The following is a 20,088-nucleotide window of genomic DNA, read 5'->3' as shown; positions in this document are numbered from 1 at the left end:
TCCCGCCTTATCCGGTGAAAAATTCCTTGAGGGACAACGCGATCGAACCGGCGTCGAGCCCGTGCACGAGATCGTGGTCGGCGAGCGTGCCGTAGATCCGGATCTCGGTGTCCCGGCGGGTGCCGAGGTTCAGCAGCCGGTGCGGCCGGTCGGCCAGCGCGTCGGCGACGCAATGCGCGGACGTCCCCTTGAGATACGGCTCCACCAACGCCACATCGGCGACGTCGGTCACCGCGGCACGAAGTCCCTCGGCGTCGAACGGACGCACCGTCGAGGTGTAGAGCACCGTCACGTCCATGCCCTCGGTCGCTTCCAGCACCCGGTCCAGCATCGGGCCGACCGCGATCACCACGCCGCGCGTGCCCGTGCGGATCGTCTGCAGACCGACCCCGAGGTGCGGCGCGGAATTCTCCTGCGCGGACAGCCGCAGGTACGTCCGGCTGTCCCCGGGCACCGAATCGAGCAGCAGCCGCCGCGCTTCCTCGGGATGGCCGGGAACGTGGACGTACCAGCCGGGCAGGGAATCGATCAGCGCGACGTCGCCGGGAGCCTGATGCGTGCGCCCTTCCATCGGCATGTCGTAGGAAGCGCCGTAGGACACCAGCACCGCGCCGAGTTCCTGGTGGCTGAGGTCCAATTTGATCTGTTCGAACGCGCGCTCCACGAGGAACGCGTTGAAGGTGTGGACGATCGGCCGCAGCCCGGCGAGCGCGAGGCCCGCGCCGGTGCTCACGAGCAACTGCTCGCGGATCCCGACGTTGATCACCCGGTCCGGATGCCGTCGCGCGGCCTCGGCGAGCGCCGCGGCCGAGATGTCGGCGAGGACGACGGCCACGTCCGGGTCGGTGTTGACGATTTCTTCCGCGGTGGACAGGAAGGTGTCCCGCATGTTCGGCATCAGTGCGCGCCTTTCGGTTCCACGACGGCGACGACCGCGAGCGGCCGTCCGGGATGAGGGGTGGTGAACGCGTCGTACAGCGCTTCGTGGTCGCGGCCGGACACCGTTCGCACGGCCCAGCCTTCCGTTTCGAAGCGGCGCGCGATGCCGCCCGGCCAGCCGTGGCTCGAGGACTGGTTGTCCACGACCACGGTGGTCAGCTTGTCGAGCCCGAGCCGCGCGGCGACGACGATCGCCTCGTGGTTGGAGCCCTCGTCGAGTTCGGCGTCGCCGATCAGCGTGACGATGCGCGAGCTGAACCGGCGGGCGCGCAGGCCGAGCGCGGCGCCGATGGCGATCGGCAGGCCGTGCCCGAGCGAGCCGCTGGAGATCTCGACGCCGGGCACGCGGACGCGGTCGGGATGGTGGCCGAGCCGCGAGCGCGCCGAACTCCAGTCGGCGAGTTCGTCCTCGCCCAGCCAGCCCTTCGCGACGAGCACCGCGTAGTACGCCATCGGCCCGTGCCCTTTGGACAGCAGGAACCGGTCGCGCCCGGGCCGGCGGGCGGTCTCCGGGCCGAGGCGCAGGACGCGGTCGAACAGCACCCACAGGACGTCCACTGTGGACTCCGCGGCCGCGTGGTGTTTGTCGTCGCCGGTCATCAGCGAGATCAGCCGGGGCAGGTCCGCGTAGCCCGGCTCGTGCGTCGTCGTGGTCATGGTCTCGACAATGCAACCTCGACCAAACTGAAGGTCAAGGGCTAACCTGAAGCAATGACGAGGTTGGCGGACAAGCTGAGCATCGGGCAGGTCGCGGAACGCAGCGGGGTCCCGCACACGGCGCTGCGGTTCTACGAGGAGCGCGGCCTGATCACGTCCGAGCGCTCGGCGGGCAACCAGCGCCGCTACGCGCGCTCGGTGCTGCGGCGGATCGCGTTCATCCGCGCCGCGCAGCGGGTCGGGCTGTCGCTCGAAGACATCAGCGCGGCGCTGGAGACGCTCCCCGCGGACCACGCCCCCACGAAGGCGGACTGGGCGCGGCTGTCGCGCGAATGGCAGACCGAACTCGACGCCCGGATCGACGCGCTGCAACGGCTGCGGGACCGGCTGACCGGATGCGTCGGCTGCGGATGCCTGTCGCTGCGCAGCTGCGGCCTGTACAACGCGGAGGACGAACTCTCCCGCTTCGGCCCCGGTGCCAGCAAGTTGCGCCCGGTCCTGGAGGGCGGCATCTGAATTCCGTTGCGCGCCAGGGCGTCGGTGTGGGTTACTGCGGGTTGAAATGAACGAGAAATATCGAACCCGGGTATCGAAACGACTGTCCCGGCACCTGCGCCACGATCCCGGCGGACTCGGTTTGACCTTGTCCCCCGGCGGCTGGGTCCCGGTCGCCGAACTGCTCGCGGCGCTGGCCCGGCACCGGTTCCCGGTGAGCCGCGCGGAACTGGACGAGGTCGTCGCGAACTGCGCGAAACAGCGGTTCTCCTTTGACGAAACGGGGACGTTGATCCGCGCCAGCCAGGGGCACAGCGTCCGCGTGGATCTGGACCTGTCCGACGCTGTGCCACCGGAAACCCTCTTCCACGGCACGGCGACGCGGTTCCTGCCGTCGATCTGGACGGAGGGTCTGCGGCCGATGAAACGGCACGCGGTGCATTTGTCGGCAACCCGCGAAACGGCGTGGAAAGTCGGGTCGCGACACGGGAAACCGGTGGTGCTGACGGTCGCGGCCGGGGAGATGGCCGCGCGCGGGCACGCGTTTCAGGTGAGTGACAACGGGGTGTGGCTTACTTCGGCGGTCCCGGCAGAGTTTCTGACGGTGTCCGAGTAGCGCATACTGACCCTGTCGCGCCTGAGGAGGTGGCCATGCCGGATTACACGATCGTCCAGTGCAGCCAAGGCCACTACTTCTCCACGATCTGGCTCCCGTTCGTGTCGCTCAAGGCGATCCGGCTCGGCGAGCGCCGGGTGCAGAAATGCCCGGTGTGCCACCGTTTCCGCTCCGTCGTCCAGGTTTCCGCGGACCAGTTGAGCGCCGAGGAACTGCGCGCGGCCGAAGCGCTGAAGGACTCCCGGCTGCCGTAATCAACCACAGTCGGGTTCCCCTTCGCCGGTCGGCCTGATGCGCGATGCGGAAGTCCGTGAGGGGAACCCTGAGGGAATCTGATTCCGTGAGGGTTCCCCTCACGTACTTCTGCGCGAGCGGGGCCGCCGCGAGAGGTCGCGCGGCGATCAGCCGGTTTCGGCCACGCGGCACAGGATTTCCCCGTGCGGGATCGAGAACCAGCCGTCCGGATCCGCCGCCCAGGCACGCCACGCTTCGGAGATCTCGCGGAGGTCTTCGGCGGACGCGTACCCGCCTGCCACGGCCTGTTCGGCGATCTTGGAGTCCAGGATCCGGTCCGCCCACATGCCGCCCCACCACGCCCGTCCTTCCGGCGTGGAATGGCACCAGATGGAGGCGCTCGGCTGGACGTCGCGAGCACCGGCGGCGTGCGCCCAGGCCAGCAATCGCCGTCCGGCGTCCGGTTCGGAACCGTTGCCGTGCGCGACCGCGCGGTAGACCTCCAGCCAGCGGTCCAGTCGCGAGTCCGCCGGCCACCAGAACGCGGCGGCGTAGTCGGTGTCGCGGGCGGCGACGACACCGCCGGGCTTGGCCAGCGCCAGCATGTGCCGCAACGCTTCCACCGGTTCGGTCAGGTGCAGCAGCACTTGGTGCGCGTGCACGATGTCGAATCGGCCAGCCACCTCGGACGCCGTGATGTCGGCGCGCTCGAACCGGACATTGGACACGCCTTCGCGCTCAGCGTGCGCACGCGCCTGTTCCAGAACGGCTTCCGACAAATCGATGCCGAGCACCTCGCCAGGGGCCACCCGGCGGGCGATGTCCACTGTGATCGTCCCGGGACCGCAGCCGACGTCCAGCACGCTCCGCCCGGGAAGCAGCTCCGGTGCGAGGTAGGCCGCCGAATTGTCGACGGTGCGCCAATGTTGTGAACGTACGACGCTTTCCGCGTGACCCTGCCCGTAGCTGCTTTCCGAAGGCATGCTTCGAGATTAGGAGCGAGTTCCCAAATACTGCAACAGAGTTCTCAGCATTCGAGAACTGCGGACGTGTTCAGCAGACCCGGCGACGCGGCCTGCCCAGCAGCCGCCTGCCCACCCGGACCAGTTCCCGGCGCAGGGTTTCGTCGTCCACCTCGGCCAGGTCGGGCGCTCCGCCCGCCATCGCGATGCCGGTGAACGCCACGATCGCCGTCACGCGCGCGGTCACGTCCAGTTCCGGCCCGCCGGCCACGATCGAGATCAGCGCCTGTTTGAACCCTTCGACGCCGTGCACCGATTTCGCCAGCGCCGCGTCGATGCCCGGGTCGCTGGAGAACAGCGCGACCAGCACCCGGTGCCGCACCACGAGATCGACGAAACCGTCCACCAGGTGGTCCACTCGCGCGCCGTGCCGCGGGTGCTTCGCGGCCTCGACGACGAGCTGGTCCAGCTCCCGGATGCCCGGCTCCGCGACCGCCTCGGTGATCTCCGACTTCGTCTTGAAGTGGTAGTACACCGCGGCCTTGGTGACACCCAGCTCGTCGGCGATCATCTGCAGCGACGTGCCCTCCACGCCGTGCTCGGAGAACAGCCGCAGCGCAGTGGCGAGCAGCCTGGTGCGGGTGTCCGCGACCGGTTCGACGGTCGTCATCGCGCCCTCCTCCTCAAGCGGAGTGCGCGGCTCCGCAGCACATCATGATACTAGCCGAACGACTAGCCCGAAACTTGCCGTGCGGCTAGTCACATCCTAGCCGATCGGCTTGGCAGCTCCTTGCCGAACGGCTAGCTTCGAAAGGGCGATTCCAGTGCGGAGAGCCCGCTTCGGGCGCGAAACGGAGACGACTCGTGGCACCCTTCCTGTACCGGCTCGGCAGGCTGTCGTTCCGCCGCCGGGCCCTCGTGGCGGCGGTCTGGGCGCTTGTTCTCATGGCGTTGGGCGCGGGCGCGCTCACGCTGTCGGGCAAGCTGTCGGATTCGGTGACCATTCCCGGCACCGAATCGCAGCAGGCGATCGACCGGCTGGCCGAGCACTTCCCGCAGGCCGCGGCGGGCGGCGGCACCGCGCGCGTCGCGATCGCCGCGCCGGACGGGCGGAAGATCACCGGCCCGGCGGGCCAGGCGGCCGTCGAGGGCGTGGTCGGCAAGCTGAAGTCCGCGCCGAAGGTCGCCGGGGTCGTCGACCCGTTCCAGGCCAAGTCCGTCTCCCCCGACGGCCGGGTCGCGCTCGCGCAGGTGAGCTACCAGGTCAAGGGCTTCGAGCTCAGCGACAGCGACCGGCAAGCGCTGCTCGCCACCGGCGAGCACGCGAAGCAGCTGGGGTATCAGGTCGAGTACGGCGGCGACGCGGTGCAGGGCGTTCCGGCGACCGGGGCCACCGAGGGGCTCGGCGTCGCGGTCGCGGCGGTCGTCCTGATCATCACCTTCGGCTCGCTGCTGGCCGCCGGGATTCCGTTGCTCACCGCGTTGATCGGGGTCGGCGTCGGGATGGCGGGCATCATGCTGGCGTCGGGTTCGATGGAGCTGAACTCCAACACCCCGGTGCTGGCGTTGATGATCGGGCTCGCGGTCGGCATCGACTACGCGCTCTTCATCGTCTCCCGTTATCGGCACGAACTGGCCGAGGGCCGCGAACCCGAGGAAGCCGCCGGTCGAGCTGTCGGCACCGCTGGCTCCGCCGTGGTGTTCGCCGGGCTCACCGTGATCATCGCGCTCGCCGGGCTCACGGTGGTCGGCATTCCGTTCCTCGGCCAGATGGGCGTTGCCGCCGCGGCGACTGTCGTGGTGGCCGTGCTGATCGCGTTGACGCTGCTGCCCGCCGTGCTCGGCTTCGCCGGCGCCCGGGTCGGCAGCAACAAGATCCGGGTGCGCCGCCGCACCGAGGGCCCGACGCACGGCGAGCGCTGGGCGCGTTTCGTTGCGCGGCACCGGGTTCCGGTGCTGCTGGCCGCTCTGGTCGGGTTGGCAGTCGTCGCGATTCCCGCGCTGAGCATGCAGCTCGGCCTGCCCAATGACAGCACTGCCGCGCCGGACACCACGCAGCGCAAGGCGTACGACCTGGTCAGCAAGGGCTTCGGCGAGGGCGCGAACGGACCGCTGCTGGTCGTCGTCGACACCGGCCCGAACCACAATCCCGAGTCGCTGAAGCAGGCCGCCGCGGACATCGGCAAGCTGCCGGACGTCGCCGCGGTGACGCCGCCGAAGGTCAACCCGGCTGGGGACACCGCGGTGCTCACGGTGATCCCGAAGAGCGGACCGAGCAGCACGCAGACCGAAGACCTCGTGTCGGCGATCCGCGCGCAATCCGCGCCGCTGCAGGAAAACACCGGCGGCAGCCTCGCGGTGACCGGCCAGACCGCGGCCAACATCGACGTCTCGCAGAAGCTGTCCGACGCGATGCTGCCCTACCTCGCGCTGATCGTCGGGCTGGCGTTCCTGTTGCTGATGCTGGTGTTCCGGTCGGTCGTGGTGCCGCTGAAGGCGACGCTCGGGTTCCTCGGCTCGGTGGTCGCGACGTTCGGCGCGGTCGTCGCGGTGTTCCAGTGGGGCTGGCTGACCGACCTGCTCGGGGTCGCCTCGACCGGCCCGATCATGAGCATGCTGCCGATCCTGCTGATCGGCGTCCTGTTCGGGCTCGCGATGGACTACCAGGTGTTCCTGGTGACCCGGATGCGCGAGGAACACGTGCACGGAGCCGAGCCGCAGGAAGCGATGGTGACCGGATTCCGGCACGGGGCGCGGGTCGTCGTGGCGGCGGCGCTGATCATGATCTCGGTGTTCGCCGGGTTCGTGCTGGCCGAGTCGACGCTGATCCAGTCGATCGGGTTCGCGCTGGCCTTCGGGGTGCTGGTGGACGCGTTCGTGATCCGGATGACGATCGTGCCCGCGGTGATGTCCCTGCTCGGGCGCGGCGCGTGGTGGCTGCCGAAGTGGCTGGACCGGATCCTGCCGAACGTCGATGTCGAAGGCGAGGGGCTGGTCCGCGAACTCGGCACACCCGGCGACGACGAACGCGAACTGACGCGGGTCTGATCTTTTGCCGGATTTTTGTCGGTGGTGGTTCGTACCCTGTTTTCATGATCGAAGACACGGTGCGGACCTGGGTGGCGGGATGGGCGTTGTCGCGGCGGACACCGCCGCCGGTCGAGAAGCCATGGGGTCTTTTCGTCGAGGTCCCGGACAATCCCGCGGAGGTCGGCAGGCACGTCCTGCCGGAGGCTGAGGAATCGCTGGTCCGCGCCGCCGCGGGCGCGGTCAGCGAACCTCGGACGTGGCTGAAGACGCCCGCCGAACCGGAAACGCTCGAGCCGTGGATGCCGGAGGGCTGGATCGTCGCCTGGCAGGACACCGGCCATCTGATGGCGACGGATCTGCTGGCGACGAACCCGGTCGCGCCGGAGGGCTACACCGTGGCGGCGGAGACCAGCGGAGCCGTCACGTTCCTGCGGGTGCTGGACGCGTCCGGCGAGCAGGCGGCGAAGGGTCAGCTGGCGAGGGTCGGCGACGCGGTGATCGTCGACCGGGTGGTAACCGAGGAGGCCCACCGGCGACGCGGACTGGGTGGTTTTGTGATGCGCACGCTGGCCGATCGCGCGGTTGCGGATGGTGCGGTGCTTGGCGTTCTCGGGGCTACGGATGCCGGGCGGGCGCTGTACGAGACGTTGGGGTGGAAGAAGCACGCGACGTTGGCGGAGTGCATTTATCAGCCGTTGGAGTCTTAGGTCGTGGGGAGGATCGCGTTCGTTAGGGGGCGCTCGCGTTAGTTCGCGGGGAGGGTGCGCGTTAGTGGCTGGGAGGGCCCGTGTCGCGTGCGGAGGACTGCGCGTTCGTCGTGGGAGGAGCCTGCGTCGGGTGCGGAGAGCCGCGCATTAGTCGCGGGGAGTGCCCACGTTAGGTGCCGAGGGGCGCGCGTTTGGCGCAGGGAGGGCCGCGCGTTAAGTGCGGAGAGGCGCACGTTCGTTGCGGGCCCCCGTTGGCCGAGGAGAGGCGCACGTTCGTTGCGGGGCCCCGGTTAGGCGCGGAGAGACGCGCGCTCGTTGCGCGCCCCGTTGGGCGCGGAGAGGCGCGCGCTCGTTGTGTGCAGTGCCCGCGCCAGGAGGGGAAACCCACGCGTCAGTCGCGGGGAGAGCCCGGTCAGGTGCGGGAAGGCCCGCGTGAGGTGCAGGAGGTCCGCGTTGGTCGGAGGGAGGCGAGCGTCAGGTTCGGAGCGGTCCGCGTCAGTCGCGGAGAAGCACGGGTCGGCGGCGAAAGGGCCAGCGTCGGTCAGCTGACGAGCCAGGCGATGGCCCCGCCGATCGCCAGCACTGCCGCGATGCCCAGCACCACGGCGAAGAACTTCGCGGTCTTCCACAGCGAGTAGACTCCGCCGCCCAGGAAGCCGCCGAGGGCCAGCAGCAGGACCGCGATCAGCTCTTTGCTCACAGGGGTTAGCGTGCCACATGGCTTTCACCGTGACGGTACTGGGCAGCGCGACGCCGTACCCGCGCCCGGACGCTCCGTGCTCCGGGTACCTGGTGCGCCACGAGGACACCGCGATCTGGCTCGACGCCGGCCCCGGCACCCTCGCTGCCCTGCAGGAACACGTCTCGCCGGCGGAACTGGACGCGATCTGGATCTCGCATCTGCACGCGGACCACGTCGCGGATCTGTTACCGGCGGTGTACGCACTGTTGTTCGCGGATCTGCGCCTGCGACGCCCCATCCCGCTGTACGGCCCGCCGGGCACGGCGGCGCGGATCTCCGCGTTCCTGAGCAACACCGGCCGCGCGCCGATCGAGGAGGCGTTCGCGGTCCGGGAACTGCACGACGGACACCGAACCCGGGTCGGCGGCCTGCAACTGGAGACGGTGGCCGTGTCGCACGGATTCCCGGCGTTCGGAGTGCGTATCACTGACGGGGAACGGACTTTCGCGTACTCCGGTGACACCGGTCCGTGCGAGGCCCTGTCGACGTTGGCGGAGGGGACGGATCTGTTCTTGTGCGAGGCGGACAGCATCGAACCGTCCGCGGAACACCTGACGCCTGAGGAAGCGGGCCGCGCGGCTGCCGGAGCGGCGCGGCTGGTGCTCACGCATCTCGGCCACACCGTCACCGCGCGCGACGCGGTTCGCCTTGCTGCCGAACACTTTCCCGGGCCAGTGACCTATGCCGCGCCGCGCACGGTGTTCCGCGTGTGAATCAGATCGTGAGATCCCCTGGCCAGGTTCGTTTCAGGGGCGGAATCTCGCCCCGCGTCATCCTCGCCCATTCGCGCTGGTCACGAGCCGACTTCGGACGGTGCTCCGCCAGAACCTCCAACTCCCCCAGCGAAGCGAGTGCTCGCGCCGCGGCGATCCTGGTCTCCCGGAGGATGTCCTGGAGAAGATCGATCAGCAATTCCCGGACGGGGTGCTCCCGCGCTGCTTCGCGCAAGCCCGCGTTGCCCAGCCTGCGGACCGCGTTCGCACTGAGCGTGCGCACTGCGGGATTGCGGTCCTTCAACGCCTTCGCCAAGGGATCAAGAGCGCTGATCTCTCCGGAATCTCCCAGCCCGACTGCCGCGTCCATCCGCACCACAGCGGGATAGTGGTCGAGGACCCTCTCGTACTGGGCCACTGGGTCGAGCGGGCGGAGCCGGCTGAACCCGAATCGGTAGCGGGTGACGATCGGAGCTCTGACCGGCCAGGCGGGTCGGCGGTCCTCGGCTCGGACCTGTCCGTCCGGGACGAGGTCGAGCAGCGGAGCCGGATCGCGATCGCGGTCGCGCTCCACGAGAATCCGGATTGCCAGCGTGACTACCGCGCCAGACAAGGTCCCGCGGGTCGCCACTGCGAGTATCGCGTCGTCGACTCCCGTATCTTCTGCTCGGACCAGCTCCGTCGCCAGTGCCGCGGCCTGCTGATCAGGAGCGCGCAGTATTTCTTTCAGAGAACCGCGCACGTCCATAGCCGTTAAAGCACGCCCTTCGTGGACGGAATCCCGCCAGCCCGGGGATCCGGCTCCGTAGCCGCCCGCAGCGCCCGCGCCACGGCCTTGTACTCCGCCTCCGCGATGTGGTGCGGGTCGCGGCCGTGGACGAGCCGGACGTGCAGGGCGATCTGCGCGTGGAACGCCAGCGAGTCGAACACGTGCCGGGTCAGGACGAAGGGGTAGTTGTTGCCGATGGTGAACGTGTTGTACTCCTCCGGCTCCCCCACGTGCACGCAGTACGGGCGGCCGGAGACGTCGATCGCGGCGTGGGCGAGGGTTTCGTCCATCGGGATCCACGCGTCGCCGAATCGCCGGATGCCGCTCTTGTCGCCCAGGGCCTGGCGCAGTGCCTGGCCGAGCACGATCGCGGTGTCCTCGACGGTGTGGTGGGCGTCGATGTGGACGTCGCCGGTCGCTTCGACCTTCAGGTCCAGCGAGCCGTGCACGCCGAACGCGGTGAGCATGTGGTCGTAGAACGGCACGCCGGTGGCGATGTCCACCTGGCCGGTCCCGTCGAGGTCCAATTGGACCAGGATGGACGATTCCTTGGTGGTGCGCTCGATTTTGCCGATGCGGCTCATCGCTTGACTTCCTTGCTCGCTTCGAGGAAAGCGTCGTTCTCTTCCGGGGTGCCGACGGTCACCCGCAGGTGGCCTTCGATGCCCACGTCCCGGATCAGCACACCGTGGTCCAAATAGGACTGCCAGCTGGCCGGCGCGTCGCTGAACTGTCCGAAGAGGACGAAGTTGGCGTCGCTCGGCACCGGGGTGAAACCCAAGCCCAGCAAGGCTTCCACGACGCGGTCGCGTTCGGCGGAGAGCCGGTGCACCGACGCGAGGGTGGCGTCGGCGTGCCGGAGGGCGGCTCGGGCGGCCGCCTGGGTGACCTTGGACAGGTGGTACGGCAAGCGAACGAGCTGCAGCGCGTCCACCATGGCCGGTGCGGCGGCGAGGTAGCCCAGCCGGCCGCCCGCGAAGGCGAACGCCTTGCTCATCGTGCGCGACACGATCAGCTTCGCCGGATACTCCGCGATCAGCTCGATCGCGCTGGCCTGCGAGGAAAACTCCGCGTACGCCTCGTCCACCACGACGATCCCCGGGGCCGCGTCGAGCACGCCGCGCAGCTGGTCCAGCGGGATCGACCCGCCGGTCGGGTTGTTCGGGCTGGTCACGAAGACGATGTCCGGCTTGCGCTCGGCGACCGCCTTGGCGGCCTGTGCGGTGTCGAGCGAGAAGTCCGCGCGGCGCGGCACCGGCAGCCAGTCGGTGCGCGTGCCGGTCGCGATGATCGGGTGCATCGAGTACGACGGCTCGAAGCCCAGCGCGGTGCGGCCGGGACCGCCGAACGCCTGCAGGATCTGCTGCAGGATCTCGTTCGACCCGTTCGCCGCCCACACGTTGGACTCGGACAGCACCACTCGCGTGGACACCGTCAGGTAATCCGCCAGATCGGTGCGCAGCGCCACCGCGTCGCGGTCCGGGTACCGGTGCAGCGAAGCGGCTTCGGCGCGGACGGCCTCGGCGACGTCGTCGACCAGCTCGGGCGGCGGCGGGTACGGGTTTTCGTTGGTGTTGAGCCGGATCGGGACGTCCAGCTGCGGCGCGCCGTACGGGGTGCGGCCCCGCAGGTCCTCGCGCAGCGGGAGTTCGGCGAGGGTGACCTCGCCGCCGGGGATGGCTTCGGTCATCGGCCGTCTCCTTCGAAGCGTGCGGTGACGGCTTCGCCGTGGGCGGGCAGGTCTTCGGCGTTCGCGAGCGAGACGACGCGGGGGGCGACCTCGCGCAGGGCGTCCTCGGAGTAGTCCACGACGTGGATCCCCTTCAGGAAACTCTGCACCGACAGGCCCGAGGAGTGCCGCGCGAACCCGCCGGTGGGCAGCACGTGGTTCGAGCCCGCGCAGTAGTCGCCCAGCGAAACCGGGGCGTACGCACCGACGAAAACCGCCCCGGCGTTGCGCACCCGGGCGGCCACTTCGCGGGCGTTGGCGGTCTGGATTTCCAGGTGCTCGGCGGCATACGCGTCCACCACGCGCAAGCCGTCGTCCACAGTGGACACCAGGATGATGCCGGACTGCTTGCCGCCCAGTGCCTGGCCGACCCGCTCGGAGTGCTTCGTCGCGGCGGCCCGCTTGGCCAGCTCGCGGTCGACGGCGTCGGCCAGCTCCTCGGAAGTGGTCACCAGGACGCTCGCGGCCAGCGGGTCGTGCTCGGCCTGGCTGATCAGGTCGGCGGCGACGTGCGCCGGGTCGGCCGTCTCGTCGGCGAGGATCGCGATCTCGGTGGGACCGGCCTCGGAGTCGATGCCGATCACGCCGCGGACCAGGCGCTTGGCCGCGGTGAGGTAGATGTTGCCCGGCCCCGTCACGATGTCCACCGGGGCCAGCTCGGCGCCGTCGGTGTCGACGCCGCCGTACGCGGCCAGCGCGACCGCCTGCGCGCCGCCGACCGCCCAGACCTCGTCCACGCCGAGCAGCGCGGCCGCGGCCAGGATCGTCGGGTGCGGCCGTCCGCCGAACGCGGCCTGCGGCGGTGAGCACACGACCAGCGAGCGCACGCCGGCCAGCTGCGCCGGGACGACGTTCATCACCACGGTCGACGGGTACACCGCCAGCCCGCCCGGCGCGTACAGGCCGACGCGGTCGACCGGCACCCAGCGCTCGGTGACCGTGCCGCCGGGGACGACCTGCGTCGTGACGTCCTGGCGGCGCTGGTCCGAGTGCACCTTCCGGGCGCGCTTGATGGACTCCTCCAGCGCGGCGCGGACCTGGGGGGCCAGCTCGGACAGCGCCTTCGAAAGCTCCTCGGCGGGCACCCGGACCGTCTCCGGGCGCACCTTGTCGAACCGCTCGGTGAACTCGAGGACCGCCTCGACCCCGCGCTCGCGCACCGCCTCGACCACCGGCCGGACGTGATGCAGCGCCGCGTCCACGTCGTACTCGGCGCGCGGAAGCGCAGCACGGAGCTCGGCAGCGGAGGGGACCTGCCCGCGCAGGTCGGTGCGGTTCAACATGGACACCAGGGTACGAGGTGGCCCGCGCGCTCCCGGCAGGGATACTCGGTGTCGACCCGCTGTCCCCGGACCAGGGAGGCTCGTGTGCCCCGGATCGCGTTGTGCCAGCTCAACTCGGGCGACGACCCGGAAGAAAACCTGAAGACGGTTCGCTCCGGCGCGGAAGCCGCGGCGGCCGCCGGCGCCAGGGTGGTGGTGTTCCCGGAGGCGACGATGGCCCGCTTCGGCCGCCCGCTCGCCCCGGTGGCCGAGTCCCTGGACGGCCCGTGGGCCTCGGCGGTGGCCTCCATCGCGGCGGAGCACGACGTGCTGGTCATCGCGGGGATGTTCACGCCGGCGGACAACGGGCGGGTGCGGAACACGCTGCTGGTCACCGGGCTGGGGCAGCATCTCGGGTACGACAAGATCCACCTGTACGACGCGTTCGGGTTCGCGGAGTCGGACACTGTCGCGCCGGGGTCGGAGGTCGTGACGTTCTCCGCGGAGGGGACGGTTTTCGGCGTCGCTACCTGCTATGACCTGCGGTTCCCTGAGCTGTTCCGGCGGCTGGCCGACGACGGGGCGGACGTGGTGGCGGTCCCGGCTTCGTGGGGTGCCGGGGCCGGGAAGCGGGAGCAGTGGGAGGTGCTGGTGCGCGCGCGGGCGCTGGACTCCGGCTGCTGGGTGGCGGCTTGCGGGCAGGCTGATCCTGCGGTGACCGGGGCGGAGGTCAATCCGAAGGCGCCGACCGGGATCGGGTACTCGCTGGTGGCGGACGGTTTTGGCCGGGTGGAGGCGCAGGCTGGGGCCGGGGCGGAGATGCTGGTGGTGGATGTCGAGCCGGAGGTCGCGGGGAAGGCTCGGACGGCTACCGGGGCACTGGCGAATCGGCGGTTGTGACCCGGGTTCCCTTGCGCCCCAATGCCACATTGGGTGCATGCGACGCACCCAATGCGGCGTTCGGTGCATGCGACGCACCCAATGTGGCATTCGGTGCGTCAGACGCACCCAATGTGGCATTGGGGTTTCTCAGCAGCGCGGTGTGCGGCGGGTTCGCTGCCGCGATGCTTGCTGGGACGGCGCGAAGCACCAGCTGAGACGGGCCGCGTGGCTCCGCTCCCACCGATGTCCGTGAGGGGAACCCTGAGGGACTCTGAGTCCCTCAGGGTTCCCCTCACGGACATCGGCAAACGGTCACCTTGTCATAAATCAGGCATTCCGGCTGCACGGCCGTCCTTTGTGGACGGTCGTGGGCTGCGCAGCTTAAGTCCCTGGCATTGGGAATCTGATTCCTTCAAGGGGCCCTTCACGGACATCCGCCATCGCGCGCCGAGCGCACCGGTCGAGGAAAAGCCCAAGGGCGGGCGAAGTTCTAGCGCAGCAGCCCTTCCCGGATCGCCACCCGGACGAAACCGGCCCGGCGCCGCTCCCCCGTCTTGTCCCGGATCCGGTCCAGATAGGACCGCACCGTGCGGACGCTGATGTCCAGGATCTCCGCGACGTCGACGTCCCGCTCCCCCGCCGCCACCAGGCGCAGGACCTGTTTTTCCCGCTCCGACAGCACGATCTTCGGACCGGCGTGCCGTTCGTCGCTGTCCTGGATGATCATCCCGGCCAGCGTCGGCGAGACGTAGGCGTTGTCCTCCGCGATAGTCCGGATCGCGCGCAGCAGCTCGTCCCCGTCGACGTCCTTCGACAGGAAGCCCTTGGCGCCGGCCTGCATCGCGCCGAGCACCTCCGGCTGTTCCGCGTGCGCGGACACCACGAGCACCTTGTGCCCCATCTGCCCCACCTCGAGCACTGCCGCGGCGTCCTGGACGCCGCGGAGTTTCAGGTCGAGCACGACCACGCTGCCCGGCGGTTGGTCCTGGACCGCGAACCGCGCCACGGAGTCGGCCACCGCGACCAGTTCGATGTCCGGCGCCTCGTTCAGCACGCGCGCTACCGCGTCCCGGTACAGCGGGTGGTCTTCGATCACCCCGACCTGGATGGGTCCGCTCCGGCGCCGCCCCTCGTCGGCTTTCACCTCAGTGTTTCCTTCCCCACCAGCCCGCGGCGGATCGCTTCCTTCACGAGGCCGGGGCGCCGCCGTTCGCCGGTCTTGTCGCGGATCCGGTCGAGATAGCCGCGCACGGTGCGGACGCCGATGTCGAGGATCCGCGCGATGTCGACGTCCCGTTCCCCCGCCGCGACGAGCCGCAGCACCTGCACTTCGCGCGGCGACAGCTCCATTTCCGGCCGCGTGACCGGGCGGTCGGTGTTGTCCTTGATGATCATTCCGGCGACGACGGCCGACACGTACGCGCCGCCGCCCGCGACCGCGCGGATGGCGATGAGCAGTTCGTCGACGTCGACGTCCTTCGACAGGAATCCCTTGGCGCCGGCGGCGATCGCGGCGAGCACCGTCTCCGGTTCGGCTTGCGCGGACACGACCAGCACGTGATGGCCCAGCTCCGCGACTTCGAGCACCGCGGCCGCGCCGGCGACGCCGGGCAGGCCGAGATCGAGGAGGACGACGCTGCCGGCCGGCTGGCGCGCGACGTGGAAGCGGGCGACCGAATCGACCACCGCGCCCAGTTCGACGTCCGGCGCTTCGATGAGGACGCGTTCCACCGAACGGCGGTAAAGCGGGTGGTCTTCGATCACGGCCACCCGGACGGCGCCGGGAGCCAACGGTTCCGGCTCCGGCTCCCCCACGCCGCTGGGTCGCTGCGCTGTCGTGGTCACCGGCTCGCTCACCCCGTCCCCGCAGGCTGCCCGGCCACGGCGGGATCGAGCGCGGGACCGGTCGGCATCAGCGCGAGAAGCCCGCCCGCGACCGGATGCCCGGACCCAGAACCGTAGCCCAGCGACGTGAGCGCCGTCCCGTTCGCCACCGGATATTTTCGTCCTGTGTCCGTGACGAGATAAATCGTGCCGGACCCGGCGTCCGTCGCGACCGCGCCGCGCGAGGGCGGGACGTAGACGACATCCGCGACCCGGGCGTCGGTCCGGCTCTGCACCGGCAGCGCGCGGGCGCCGGACGGGACCGGCAGATCCGCCGAGACCGTCACGCGGCCGTTCTGCGCGCACAGGGTCACCGCGCTGCCGGTGATCGGCGCTTTGCCGGGGATCCGGTCCGGATAGGCCGCCGGATCCGCGCCGCCGGAGCGGGGTTCGCTCACCTTCTTGACCGCCGCGACGTCCGCGGCGCGCACCCGCGCCGGTTCCGGGCGGCCCGAGTACGCCGACTCGTTCGCCGGGGTCGTGACGAGCAGCGCGGCCTGGGTCTGGCCGACGGGTTCGAGACCGTCCGGGCGGACGAGGTAGTACGTCGAGGCGGTGGCCGCCCCGGCCATCGGGTCGACGACCGACAGCACCTGGCCGACGCGCGTCTCCTGCGTCCCGACGCGCGGGCCGCGGTTTCCGGCGCCGTCGACGGGGATCTCGCCGAGGTCGCGTCCGGCGGGCACGGTGTCGATCCAGCGCGCGGACACGGTGATCGTCGGGTAGCTGTCGAATTGCAGAGCCGCCGCGGCTTCGTCGCTCAGCCGGTAGCGGTGGCCGCCCGCGAGGAGGAACCGGCCGCCCTGCGGGACGCGGACGATCACGCCCGAATCTCGGGGCAGCTCGACCCCGGAAGCCGCCGCTTCCAGCAGCACGGCGACGAGCGGTTCGGCCGAGGCGGGCGCGTCCTGGGTGGTGCGGCTGCAACTGGTCCACGGGGTGGTGATCAGCGTGCTGGGCAACGAATCCGGCGCGCCGACGATCCCGATCTGCGTGCCGCGCGGGGCGGTGCCGAGCTTTTCGGCGGGCACCGTGACGGTCTCATGGCCGTTGCCGCCGGCGAGCAGCCGCGCGGACGCGTAGTTGAGCACCGGGTGCACCGCGCCGTCCGCGCCGAGCACGAACCTCGCTCCGCTGTCCGCTTCCACGATCACTTTGCCGCCGGCGAGCCAGTCCTTCCCGCCGGACGGGCTGACCAGGCCGATCACCCCGAACACCGCGGTCGCGAGCAGGGCCGCGCCGACGCCGAGCACCGTGCCGAGCACGAGCCGGCGGCTGGGCGACACCGGATGGTTGGCGTCCGCGGCGACGAGCGCGGACACGAGACGGCGGCGCAGGAACTGGTACGCCTGGATCTGGTCCCGCTGCGTCCACACGCTGTCCCGGCCCCCTGGAGATCACATCCGCTTCTCGCGCAGGCTAGACAGTTCTCCGACGGCCTACGAGGGTAATTTTTACGCCCACGCGCCCGCGCGGGGACGCTAGCGTTCGCGGGGCCGGGTCGCTGCCCGGGGAAGAGGGGAATGCGTTGTCCGTGTCCGCGCCGCCTGCCCCGGCTCACGCCCGCGCCCCCGGGACCGCCGGGATTTCGGGCACCGCGCCGTGGCCGTGGCTGCTGCCGATCCGTCCGCTGCAGGCGGCCGGGTGGGAGATCGCCGCGCTGGCGCTGCTGCTCGCGTTCACCGTGCACGGCCTGGCCCAGCCGGTGCGGATCACCGTCGCCGCGCTGGCCGGGCTGCTGGTGGTGACGACGTCGGTGCGGGTCGCCGGGCGGCATTTCGCCGGGTGGGCGTGGACGTGGCTCGCGCACCGCCTGCGTCGCCACGACAGCCGCCGCGACAGTCCCGACGCCCTGCTGCGCATCGCCGGTCCGGTGAAGGTCCGCCAGCACGTCGACCGCGCGGGCAACCGATTCGGCGTCGCCGAGGTCGACGGCGACTGGAGCGCGATCGTCCGCCTCACCCCTGGTGCTGGTGAGCCCTCGACGGACGAGCTGCTGGCGATCCTCCGCACGACGTTCCAGAACACGGACATCCCGCTGGCCGCCGCGCAGCTGCTGACGTGGGCGGTGCCAAGGGATTCGCGGGTGTACCGGGTGCGCTGGCTCGCGGTGCGCTACCGGCCGGAGGACGCGCCGATCGCCGCCCTCGCGCGGGGCGGCGGTGAGCTAGGGGCGCTGCGGAGTACCGCGAGTGCGGCGTTGAGTTTGATGGTGGCGCTGGCGGAGTCGGGGCATCCGTCGACGGTCCTGGAAGCTGGGGAGCTGACCAACGAGCTTCGAGTGGCGCTGGGGGTTTCGACCGGCGACCCGCAGTCCGATGGGGATTTGTGGCGCGCGTGGAAGTGGGGCGGGCTTACGCAGACGTGCTACTCGCCGCGGTCTGCTCGGGGTCTTGCGCGGACGCTGGGGGTGGCGGTGCCGGGGGCGGCGTTTACGGCTACTTCCGCGACGTTGCGGCGCACGCCGGGTGGGCGGGAGAAGCTTGAGCTGACCATCCGGGTGGGGACTCGGGCAGAGGAAGCGCCGGTGCCGCAAGGGGTTTCGGTGGTCCCGTTGCACGGCGAACAGGCCGCGGCAGTACGGCGGACGTTGCCGCTCGCCCTCACGTGAAACCCGCTGCCAGGAACTTACGGCAAGCTGCGTAGCCCGCGCCCGATTTGTCGCCAGGCGGCTAGGTCTTGAAGTCCGTGAGGGGAACCCTGAGGGACTCTGAGTCCGTCAGGGTTCCCCTCACGGACGCCTAACCCCGCCCAGGTCCTCCGACCTGGGCACACCGCACCCGCAGCGCCGCTTCAAGGCCCTGGCATTGATTCAGTCCGCGAAGGGGCCCCCGAACCTGGCAAGCCGAGTCAATCAGCGCGAAGCAGCCGTTCCAGCTCCGTCTCCGCCTCGCCGCTCCCCGCGTCCGAAAGCCGTTGCAGCTCCCGCAGATCGCGGTTCTCCACCGCCCGCCGGGTCAGCAACCGGCCCGCGTGTTCGCTGCCCTCATCCAGGAGATCCGACAGTTCGGTCAGGTCGCCGCGGCCGTCGGCGAGGTCGGCTAGGCGGTCCAGTGCGGTCTCGTTTCCTTCGTCGGCGAGCGCGCGCAGGGTGTCGTAGTCAGCCATGCGGCCAGTTTCCAACCTTGCCCTAGGGACAAGGTCAAGCGCGATACTGGAGACATGCTCACCATCGGCCAGCTCGCCCGCCACGCTGGGGTTTCGGCCAAGGCGGTCCGCGTCTACCACGCCAAAGGGCTGCTTCCCGAGCCCGAACGCGACGCCTCCGGGTATCGCCGTTACGACGCGCAGGCGGTCATCGACCTCGCCCGCATCGTCACGCTCGCCCAAGCGGGCGTCCCGCTGGCGCGCATTCCTCAGGTGCTGAACGCCGACGAAACCGCGCTCGAGCAGATCGACGCCGAGTTGCACGACCGGATCCGGCAGCTCCAGCAACGTCGCGTCCGGTTGCGGGATCTCGATCAGCCCGATCGGCTCTGCCTGCCGCCCGAAGCCATCGCGTTCATGGAGCGGCTCCGACCGATGGGGCTGTCCGAGCGCCACGAGCACGCGATCCGCGACGGCTGGATCCTCGCCTGCGCGCTGGCTCCGGACATCAGCCGCGCGATCCTCGCCAGTCGCATCGCGTTGCTGGACGATCCGGAGTACGTCGCCGTTCTCCGCGCGTACGACGAGGCGATCGAGTGGAGTCCCGACGATCCACGGCTCGAAGAGATCGCCGACACCGCAGCGGAGCTCGCGAAGCGGATGACGTTGCCGTCTGATCTGCCGAACTTCCGGAAAGTGCCCCATCAGGTTGTCGAGCTTCTCACTCAGCATCTCGACAGTCCGGCCTGGCAGCGCATCGATCAGCTTGTCGCCCAGCGGATCAGCGAAGCGAAGAACGCGACGTCGGAGCCAAGCGAAGCCGCTGCACGTCGGGCATAGCCAACCCGCGTTCGAAAGCCTGCCGGGCGGCCAGGTCAGGGAAAACCCAGACTCCCACCCGGACGTTCTCCCCTTCCCGCACCGGCAGCGCACGGAAGGTGTTCTCCGCGGGCTCGGTGACGAAGGAAGCGAACGGTGCGACAAAGTCCGTAGAAGCCGGGCCGATCAGCACCAGGATTCGCGATGACGCGGCATCGACTGGCCGGGGCAACGGCGGGAAGTCCGCTTCGGGGCGCAGCAGCAGGACGTTGTCGCTGTCGAGCATGGTGGCGTTGGCGGCGTCGCGATGTGTCCGCCACGCCTCGCCTTCGAGGTAGAACGCGGTCAGCGCGGCGTGCCGCGACGCCATGTCCGGGAAGGAACGGAACCACACGAAGCGGTCCGGGTCGTCCTCGTCGCGGAATTGGCCGACGACCGTGCAGCCCGCCGCCTCCTGCGGTTCCAGCAGTTCACGGTCGAACAGGTCGATCAGGACGTCCCGTTGCCCGGGACGGAGGGTGTACTGGCGAAGCTCCACGACGGTCACCGCGGCGAATCTGC

The 20,088-nt window shown here is 70.2% G+C and carries 23 protein-coding genes; 9 read left to right on the top strand and 14 right to left on the bottom strand.

The genetic code is table 11. The features are described from left to right. Positions 1-7 precede the first annotated feature (7 nt). Positions 8-898 carry a transketolase family protein gene (locus ACFORO_RS31065; protein WP_377872764.1) on the bottom strand — a complete coding sequence of 297 codons (891 nt, stop codon included), beginning with the start codon at positions 896-898 and terminating at the stop codon, positions 8-10. Further along, a complete protein-coding gene (locus ACFORO_RS31060) occupies positions 898-1,596 on the bottom strand; it encodes a thiamine pyrophosphate-dependent enzyme (protein WP_377872765.1) in 699 nt (232 codons plus the stop codon). The genes ACFORO_RS31065 and ACFORO_RS31060 overlap by 1 nt, the downstream gene beginning before the upstream one ends. A 54-nt stretch (positions 1,597-1,650) precedes the next feature. Between ACFORO_RS31060 and soxR the strand changes: the two genes are divergently transcribed. From soxR to ACFORO_RS31045, 3 genes are read left to right on the top strand one after another with little or no spacing between them, the layout of a single operon-like run. Then, a complete protein-coding gene (soxR, locus tag ACFORO_RS31055) occupies positions 1,651-2,112 on the top strand; it encodes a redox-sensitive transcriptional activator SoxR (RefSeq protein ID WP_354737654.1) in 462 nt (153 codons plus the stop codon). 46 nt (positions 2,113-2,158) lie between these two features. Further along, entirely contained in the window at positions 2,159-2,707 is a 549-nt protein-coding gene (locus ACFORO_RS31050; RefSeq protein ID WP_354737656.1) for an RNA 2'-phosphotransferase, read from the top strand. 35 nt (positions 2,708-2,742) lie between these two features. Further along, positions 2,743-2,961, top strand: a complete 219-nt coding sequence (locus ACFORO_RS31045) for a hypothetical protein (RefSeq protein WP_377872766.1) — start codon at positions 2,743-2,745, stop codon at positions 2,959-2,961. Between the two features lie 147 nt (positions 2,962-3,108). Here the strand turns inward: ACFORO_RS31045 and ACFORO_RS31040 are convergent, their stop codons facing one another. Together ACFORO_RS31040 and ACFORO_RS31035 are read right to left on the bottom strand one after the other, a co-directional pair. Then, entirely contained in the window at positions 3,109-3,924 is an 816-nt protein-coding gene (locus tag ACFORO_RS31040) for a class I SAM-dependent methyltransferase (RefSeq protein ID WP_377872767.1), read from the bottom strand. A gap of 70 nt (positions 3,925-3,994) precedes the next feature. Next, complete coding sequence (locus ACFORO_RS31035; RefSeq protein WP_354737662.1) at positions 3,995-4,573, bottom strand: TetR/AcrR family transcriptional regulator; 579 nt, start codon at positions 4,571-4,573, stop codon at positions 3,995-3,997. Between the two features lie 194 nt (positions 4,574-4,767). Here ACFORO_RS31035 and ACFORO_RS31030 point away from each other — a divergent pair, with 194 nt between their 5' ends. Together ACFORO_RS31030 and ACFORO_RS31025 are read left to right on the top strand one after the other, a co-directional pair. Next, complete coding sequence (locus tag ACFORO_RS31030) at positions 4,768-6,951, top strand: MMPL family transporter (RefSeq protein ID WP_377872768.1); 2,184 nt, start codon at positions 4,768-4,770, stop codon at positions 6,949-6,951. Positions 6,952-6,995: 44 nt separating this feature from the next. Beyond that, positions 6,996-7,640 carry a GNAT family N-acetyltransferase gene (locus ACFORO_RS31025; protein ID WP_377872769.1) on the top strand — a complete coding sequence of 215 codons (645 nt, stop codon included), beginning with the start codon at positions 6,996-6,998 and terminating at the stop codon, positions 7,638-7,640. Between the two features lie 541 nt (positions 7,641-8,181). On the opposite strand, the gene ACFORO_RS31020 is transcribed toward ACFORO_RS31025, so the two are convergent. Next, positions 8,182-8,340, bottom strand: a complete 159-nt coding sequence (locus ACFORO_RS31020; protein ID WP_354737668.1) for a hypothetical protein — start codon at positions 8,338-8,340, stop codon at positions 8,182-8,184. Between the two features lie 17 nt (positions 8,341-8,357). On the opposite strand from ACFORO_RS31020, the gene ACFORO_RS31015 reads away from it, so the two are divergent. Then, on the top strand, positions 8,358-9,095 hold the full coding sequence (locus tag ACFORO_RS31015; RefSeq protein ID WP_377872770.1) for an MBL fold metallo-hydrolase: 738 nt from the start codon (positions 8,358-8,360) through the stop codon (positions 9,093-9,095). Between the two features lies 1 nt (position 9,096). On the opposite strand, the gene ACFORO_RS31010 is transcribed toward ACFORO_RS31015, so the two are convergent. The 4 genes from ACFORO_RS31010 to hisD are packed head-to-tail and all read right to left on the bottom strand — an operon-like array spanning position 9,097 to position 12,876. After that, on the bottom strand, positions 9,097-9,837 hold the full coding sequence (locus ACFORO_RS31010) for a HEAT repeat domain-containing protein (RefSeq protein ID WP_377896686.1): 741 nt from the start codon (positions 9,835-9,837) through the stop codon (positions 9,097-9,099). Between the two features lie 11 nt (positions 9,838-9,848). Continuing rightward, positions 9,849-10,448, bottom strand: a complete 600-nt coding sequence (gene hisB, locus ACFORO_RS31005; RefSeq protein WP_377872772.1) for an imidazoleglycerol-phosphate dehydratase HisB — start codon at positions 10,446-10,448, stop codon at positions 9,849-9,851. Next, the gene (locus ACFORO_RS31000; protein ID WP_377872773.1) at positions 10,445-11,554 is read right to left on the bottom strand and encodes a histidinol-phosphate transaminase; all 1,110 of its coding nucleotides are present in this window, start codon (positions 11,552-11,554) and stop codon (positions 10,445-10,447) included. The genes hisB and ACFORO_RS31000 overlap by 4 nt, the downstream gene beginning before the upstream one ends. Continuing rightward, entirely contained in the window at positions 11,551-12,876 is a 1,326-nt protein-coding gene (gene hisD, locus ACFORO_RS30995; protein WP_377872774.1) for a histidinol dehydrogenase, read from the bottom strand. Before hisD ends, ACFORO_RS31000 begins: the two co-directional genes overlap by 4 nt. 84 nt (positions 12,877-12,960) lie before the next feature. Between hisD and ACFORO_RS30990 the strand changes: the two genes are divergently transcribed. After that, on the top strand, positions 12,961-13,755 hold the full coding sequence (locus ACFORO_RS30990; protein WP_377896685.1) for a carbon-nitrogen hydrolase family protein: 795 nt from the start codon (positions 12,961-12,963) through the stop codon (positions 13,753-13,755). A 472-nt stretch (positions 13,756-14,227) separates the two neighbouring features. Here ACFORO_RS30990 and ACFORO_RS30985 read toward each other — a convergent pair whose 3' ends face one another. The 3 genes from ACFORO_RS30985 to eccB are packed head-to-tail and all read right to left on the bottom strand — an operon-like array spanning position 14,228 to position 16,997. Next, complete coding sequence (locus ACFORO_RS30985; RefSeq protein ID WP_116202251.1) at positions 14,228-14,881, bottom strand: response regulator; 654 nt, start codon at positions 14,879-14,881, stop codon at positions 14,228-14,230. After that, the gene (locus ACFORO_RS30980) at positions 14,878-15,552 is read right to left on the bottom strand and encodes a response regulator transcription factor (RefSeq protein WP_354737767.1); all 675 of its coding nucleotides are present in this window, start codon (positions 15,550-15,552) and stop codon (positions 14,878-14,880) included. Before ACFORO_RS30980 ends, ACFORO_RS30985 begins: the two co-directional genes overlap by 4 nt. A 38-nt stretch (positions 15,553-15,590) precedes the next feature. Continuing rightward, the gene (eccB, locus tag ACFORO_RS30975) at positions 15,591-16,997 is read right to left on the bottom strand and encodes a type VII secretion protein EccB (protein WP_377872776.1); all 1,407 of its coding nucleotides are present in this window, start codon (positions 16,995-16,997) and stop codon (positions 15,591-15,593) included. A 152-nt stretch (positions 16,998-17,149) separates the two neighbouring features. On the opposite strand from eccB, the gene ACFORO_RS30970 reads away from it, so the two are divergent. Then, positions 17,150-18,232 (top strand): type VII secretion protein EccE, encoded by a 1,083-nt coding sequence (locus ACFORO_RS30970; RefSeq protein WP_377872777.1) that lies wholly within the window; start codon positions 17,150-17,152, stop codon positions 18,230-18,232. A gap of 239 nt (positions 18,233-18,471) precedes the next feature. Here ACFORO_RS30970 and ACFORO_RS30965 read toward each other — a convergent pair whose 3' ends face one another. Then, positions 18,472-18,729 carry a hypothetical protein gene (locus ACFORO_RS30965; RefSeq protein WP_377872778.1) on the bottom strand — a complete coding sequence of 86 codons (258 nt, stop codon included), beginning with the start codon at positions 18,727-18,729 and terminating at the stop codon, positions 18,472-18,474. A 54-nt stretch (positions 18,730-18,783) separates the two neighbouring features. Here ACFORO_RS30965 and ACFORO_RS30960 point away from each other — a divergent pair, with 54 nt between their 5' ends. Continuing rightward, entirely contained in the window at positions 18,784-19,548 is a 765-nt protein-coding gene (locus tag ACFORO_RS30960) for a MerR family transcriptional regulator (RefSeq protein WP_377872779.1), read from the top strand. On the opposite strand, the gene ACFORO_RS30955 is transcribed toward ACFORO_RS30960, so the two are convergent. Then, positions 19,490-20,074: an NIPSNAP family protein gene (locus ACFORO_RS30955; protein WP_377872780.1), complete on the bottom strand. Its 585-nt coding sequence runs from the start codon at positions 20,072-20,074 to the stop codon at positions 19,490-19,492. The genes ACFORO_RS30960 and ACFORO_RS30955 overlap by 59 nt on opposite strands. Positions 20,075-20,088 lie beyond the last annotated feature (14 nt).

The sequence above is a fragment of the Amycolatopsis halotolerans genome (assembly GCF_042647905.1).
In the GTDB taxonomy this organism is placed as follows: Bacteria; Actinomycetota; Actinomycetes; order Mycobacteriales; family Pseudonocardiaceae; genus Amycolatopsis; species Amycolatopsis halotolerans.
This window is presented reverse-complemented; position numbering and strand designations above follow the sequence as displayed.

Bases quoted from the DNA above. Each gene is read 5' to 3' on its own strand.
- ACFORO_RS30965 (WP_377872778.1), bottom strand. From the start codon at position 18,729: ATGGCTGACTACGACACCCTGCGCGCGCTCGCCGACGAAGGAAACGAG.
- ACFORO_RS31045 (WP_377872766.1), top strand. From the start codon at position 2,743: ATGCCGGATTACACGATCGTCCAGTGCAGCCAAGGCCACTACTTCTCC.
- soxR (WP_354737654.1), top strand. From the start codon at position 1,651: ATGACGAGGTTGGCGGACAAGCTGAGCATCGGGCAGGTCGCGGAACGC.
- hisB (WP_377872772.1), bottom strand. From the start codon at position 10,448: ATGAGCCGCATCGGCAAAATCGAGCGCACCACCAAGGAATCGTCCATC.
- ACFORO_RS31015 (WP_377872770.1), top strand. From the start codon at position 8,358: ATGGCTTTCACCGTGACGGTACTGGGCAGCGCGACGCCGTACCCGCGC.
- ACFORO_RS31065 (WP_377872764.1), bottom strand. From the start codon at position 898: ATGCCGAACATGCGGGACACCTTCCTGTCCACCGCGGAAGAAATCGTC.
- ACFORO_RS31000 (WP_377872773.1), bottom strand. From the start codon at position 11,554: ATGACCGAAGCCATCCCCGGCGGCGAGGTCACCCTCGCCGAACTCCCG.
- ACFORO_RS31035 (WP_354737662.1), bottom strand. From the start codon at position 4,573: ATGACGACCGTCGAACCGGTCGCGGACACCCGCACCAGGCTGCTCGCC.
- ACFORO_RS31040 (WP_377872767.1), bottom strand. From the start codon at position 3,924: ATGCCTTCGGAAAGCAGCTACGGGCAGGGTCACGCGGAAAGCGTCGTA.
- ACFORO_RS31050 (WP_354737656.1), top strand. From the start codon at position 2,159: ATGAACGAGAAATATCGAACCCGGGTATCGAAACGACTGTCCCGGCAC.
- hisD (WP_377872774.1), bottom strand. From the start codon at position 12,876: ATGTTGAACCGCACCGACCTGCGCGGGCAGGTCCCCTCCGCTGCCGAG.
- ACFORO_RS31060 (WP_377872765.1), bottom strand. From the start codon at position 1,596: ATGACCACGACGACGCACGAGCCGGGCTACGCGGACCTGCCCCGGCTG.
- ACFORO_RS30960 (WP_377872779.1), top strand. From the start codon at position 18,784: ATGCTCACCATCGGCCAGCTCGCCCGCCACGCTGGGGTTTCGGCCAAG.
- ACFORO_RS31025 (WP_377872769.1), top strand. From the start codon at position 6,996: ATGATCGAAGACACGGTGCGGACCTGGGTGGCGGGATGGGCGTTGTCG.